General features: G+C 73.2%; 4 protein-coding genes. 1 reads left to right on the plus strand and 3 read right to left on the minus strand.

From position 1 onward, the window contains the following. Together AB0J52_RS29245 and AB0J52_RS29250 are read right to left on the minus strand one after the other, a co-directional pair. The coding region (locus AB0J52_RS29245) for an RNA polymerase sigma factor (protein ID WP_500185755.1) at window positions 1-349 on the minus strand (349 nt) is incomplete at its 3' end. A gap of 696 nt (window positions 350-1045) precedes the next feature. Continuing rightward, window positions 1046-1423, minus strand: a complete 378-nt coding sequence (locus AB0J52_RS29250; protein ID WP_500185757.1) for a DUF6243 family protein — start codon at window positions 1421-1423, stop codon at window positions 1046-1048. 231 nt (window positions 1424-1654) lie between these two features. On the opposite strand from AB0J52_RS29250, the gene AB0J52_RS29255 reads away from it, so the two are divergent. Then, window positions 1655-2773, plus strand: coding sequence for a quinone-dependent dihydroorotate dehydrogenase (locus AB0J52_RS29255; RefSeq protein ID WP_500185758.1), 1119 nt, complete (start codon window positions 1655-1657; stop codon window positions 2771-2773). A 40-nt stretch (window positions 2774-2813) separates the two neighbouring features. Here the strand turns inward: AB0J52_RS29255 and AB0J52_RS29260 are convergent, their stop codons facing one another. Next, window positions 2814-4316: a DUF7059 domain-containing protein gene (locus AB0J52_RS29260; protein ID WP_500185761.1), complete on the minus strand. Its 1503-nt coding sequence runs from the start codon at window positions 4314-4316 to the stop codon at window positions 2814-2816. Between the last annotated feature and the right edge of the window lie 79 nt (window positions 4317-4395).

The raw sequence follows: 4395 nt of genomic DNA on the forward strand, positions 1-4395 counted from the left end.
CACGCGTCGCCCCGTACAGCCAAGCCCCGAGCCGCTCCCGGTCACGAACGCGCGCGGCCCTCCGAGCCGCGTCCACCAGGACGTCGTGGACAACGTCGGCCGCCGGCCCATCGTGCAGCACGGACGCCGCATAGTCGTGCAGGCGAGCGGCGTACGCGTCGTACAACGTGGCCACCGCTCCCTCCTCGCGCGCCACCAGATCGAGCAGAAGCGCGCGGTCCCGGACGGGGTCGGGCGCGGGCCACAGCGGCTCGGCGGGCCAGGGGTCGGAGCGGCCGCGCCGCCGGACGCGGGCATGGCGGCCGGTCGCGTCGTCGGCTCCTGTGCCGATGGAGAAGGTGAGCTTCACAACGCCCCCAGGTGTCGGCTACCAACGACTCCACCGTGACGCATTGCCCTTACTGATCGTGATGCTTTTCTTGCAACAGGTGGCGATAAACCCAAATTCTGACACCACGTATCCGTACGACTACATAACGAAACCGCCGCTCGCACCCTGCAAGCACGAACGCCGCTCCCCCTCACTCCCGCCAACCACCGCCGAAGCCGCCGCCCTGTCCCAGCCACACCGCGAACCAGGACCCTCGACGGCCTTCCACCGCAGCACCACCCCACCCTCAGGACAGCTCGCGACCTGGGACAAGGTCGCCGTTCCGGTGAATCTGCCCCCCCTCGACGCAGCCCCCCTCGACGCAGCCGCCCTTTGAGAAGTCGCCGCTATAGACGGTGCCCGTGGCGCAACTGCTGAACTCGGGCACAGCAACCGCTCTGGACGGAGTTGCCGTCCTGACGGAGCCGCCTGCTCGGAAGAGGTCGGCACCGACCTCGGGTCGGCTCCCGTCAGGGGCGCAGCTGCCGCCGTAGACACGCACTGCCGCCCTCTACGCAGCCGCCGCTCTCGGGAGGAGTCGGCGTCGTGGGGCGGAGTTGTCGCCCAGACGGAGTGGCCATTCTCGGCGCAGTCGGCACCATTGGCGGTGCCGCCGCCCTCGGGGACGCCGGCACCGCCCTTGAGTCCGCTCACGTCAAAGACGAAGCCGCCGTCTCAGGCCGAGCTGCCCCCCATAGCGGGACCAGCATCCTTGCCGGGCCCAGCGCCCTTGCCGGGGGTGGCGTCCTTGGCGGGGGTTCCGTCATCGGCGGGTGTTCCGTCCTTGGCGGGGGTGGTGACTTGGGCGGAGGGGATGCCCTTGTCGCTACCGCTGCCCTCGGCGGGGGTGGCGTCTTCGGTGGGGGTGGTGGTCTCGGTGGAGACGCGCTGGGTGTTGAGGCGTTCTCGCATCGACTCGGCCAGGGTGCGCTTGAGGTCCGCGCGGGTCTGGCCCGTGCCGCGGCCGCCGGGCGGCGCGCCGCGCAGGTCGGCGCGCGAGACCTTGCGCCGCTGTCCGCCGACGCCGAGCATGTTGTTCCTGTTCTTGGCCATGGTGAAGCCGCTCCCGTGGTGCAGGCGATGACTGTCGTGGTCGTCGTCCGGCCCGGGCGGGAGTACCGCTGGGGGCCGTCCGTCAGACGGCGGCGCGGTGGCGGAAGGCGCGAACCGGGAAGGCCACCCAGGCGGTGGCGAACAGGTTGTCGAACATGCCGGCCAGCCTAGGCAGCGGCTCCGGACGGCCTCAAACGGTTTTCGGTCCGGCCGCCTGGGATACTCGTGGTGATGCTGTACTCACTGCTGTTCCGCCACGTCATCGCCCGGTTCATGGACGCCGAGGACATCCACCACCTGACGATGCGAGCGCTGCGCGGCGTCCAGGGGACGCCCGGCGCGGCCCCGCTGCTGCGCCGCGTGCTCGCGCCGCGCGACCCGGCGCTGCGGGTGGCGGCGCTCGGTCTGGAGTTCCCCGGCCCGCTCGGTCTCGCCGCCGGGTTCGACAAGGACGCGGTCGCCTACGACGCGCTCGGCGCGTTCGGTTTCGGGCACGTGGAGATCGGGACGCTGACCGGGCAGGCGCAGCCGGGCAACCCGCGTCCGCGCCTGTTCCGGCTGCTCCCGGACAGGGCGGTCGTGAACCGGATGGGCTTCAACAACCGGGGCTCGTCGGACGCCGCGCGCCGCCTGCGCGCGCGTCGTCGGACGCCGCAGAGCACGATCGTCGGCGTCAACATCGGCAAGACGAAGGTGGTTCCGGAGGCGGAGGCCGTCGCCGACTACGTCGCGAGCGCCGAGCGGCTCGCCCCGCTCGCCGACTACCTCGTGGTGAACGTGAGCTCGCCGAACACGCCGGGCCTGCGCGACCTCCAGGCCGTCGAAGTGCTGCGTCCGCTGCTGACCGCCGTCCGGGAGGCCGCGGACCGCGTCACGCCGGACCGGCACGTCCCGCTGCTGGTGAAGATCGCGCCCGACCTGGCGGACGACGACGTGGACGCCGTCGCCGACCTCGCGCTCGACCTGGGCCTGGACGGCATCATCGCCACGAACACGACGATCTCCCGCGACGGCCTCGCCAGCCCGGCGGCGCTCGCCAAGGAGACGGGCGGGCTGTCCGGCGCTCCGCTGAAGGCGCGTTCGGTGGAGGTGCTGCGGCGGCTGCGCGCCCGCACCGGCGACCGGCTCGTCCTGATCTCCGTGGGCGGCATCGAGACCGCCGACGACGTCTGGGAACGCGTCCGCGCGGGAGCCACCCTCGTCCAGGGCTACACCGGCATGATCTACGGCGGACCGCTCTGGGCCTGGCGCGTCCACCGCGACCTGTCCCGCCGCCTGCGCGGCAGCGCGTTCCGCACCCTCTCCGAAGCCCGCGCCGCCCACAACCCCACCGCCCGCAGAACCGCCTGACCCCAGCGCGCCGCCGCCCAGGCCCCCACGCCACCCCTGGTCAGCCGAGGGAGGCGATGTCGAAGAAGCCGTCTGCGATCAGTTCGGGGAGGACGGCCGCCGCGTGGGCGCGGATCTGGTCGCCGTCCATGTCCATGAGCTGCGCGATCGCGTCGAGCAGCGGGGCGAGGGGCAGTGATCCGTCGCAGACGCCGGCGAGGCCCGCCTCCGCGGTCCCGACGCCCGCGGCGCGGCGCAGGCGGCCGGTCTGGCGGAGCAGGATCCGCTCGGGGTGCTCGTCGCCGGGCGGCCCGATCTGCTCCTGGACGAGACCGGCCACGGACCGCAACCGGATCTGCTCCAGCCCGTCCAATCGTCCACAGGCTGTGGAAAACTCTCGGGCGGCGGCGAGGCCGTCCAGGACCGCGCCCGCGTACGCGCCGACGGGCTGGTCGACGGTGTGCCGCAGCTCCTCGATCCGGACGGCCGGGCGGCCGTCCGCGCCCGCCCGCAACGTGATCCAGCCGAAGCCGACCGCCTCGACCCGGCGGGCGTCGAAGTAGTCCAGCCACTCCTTGTAGCGGCGGCCGTGCTCGGGGGTGCCCGCCTCCGCCGAGTCGCGCAGCCACAGCTCGGCGTACTCCGCCGGATCCTGGACGTCCCGCTGCACGACCCACGCGTCGCAGCCGGCCGCCTCGACCCACGCGCCGACCCGCTCCTGCCACGGTTCGCCCTGGATGTGCAGCCAGTTCGCGAGCAGCTGGACCGTCCCGCCCTCGGTCAGCAGCGCGGGCGCCTCGGCGACCAGGCGGCGGCAGAACTCGTCGCCGTGCATGCCCGACTCGCGGTAGGTGAAGCCGCTCTCGGGCGGTCCGACGACGAACGGCGGGTTGGACACGATCAGGTCGAACCGGCGGTCGCGGACGGGTTCCAGCAACGACCCCTCCAGCAGTTCGACACCGTCCAGCCGGGACAGCGCGAAGCTCTTCGCGGCCAGTTCCAGCGCCCGCGGGTTGATGTCGGTGGCCGTGATGCGCGCCGGTTTCCGGCCGATCGCCGGGTCGGCCAGATGCAGCACCTGCACCCCGCATCCGGTCCCGAGATCGAGGACGTTGTCCACAGGCTTGTGGACAACCAGGCGGGCCAGGCTCGTCGCCGCGCCGCCCGTCCCCACCACGTGGTCGGGTCGCGGGAGCCGCCCCTCGCCGGGGCGCACCTTGAGGTCCGAGACGACGTATCCGAGATGCCCCGCCCCGAGGACCGACTCGACCGGCTCGACGTGGAAGACGGGATACAGCTCGTCCCCGTCCAGCCTGGCGAGCTCAGCGTCCACCAGGTCCGCGGCGAAACCGGGCAGCCGGGACGCGGCGACCGGCGCCTGCAGCCAGAACAGCCGGATCAGCTCGGCGAGCGGCGACCCGCCGGCGGTCGCCCGCAGCGCCGGGACGATCTCGTCCCGCGCCAGCGCGCCGCCCGCGACCGGGCCCAGCATCTCCCGGACGCCCGCGACGGTGTATCCGGCCTCTTCGAAACGGGCTCCGAGACGCCCGAGCAGTTCACCCACCCGACCATCCTCCCGCCCGCGGGCACGCCGCGCGGACAGCCCCGCCCCGTCGCGCGCCGGGCGGCGCGTTGACCGGCGG

It is taken from the genome of Spirillospora sp. NPDC049652, from assembly GCF_040675125.1.
GTDB lineage: Bacteria > Actinomycetota > Actinomycetes > Streptosporangiales > Streptosporangiaceae > Spirillospora.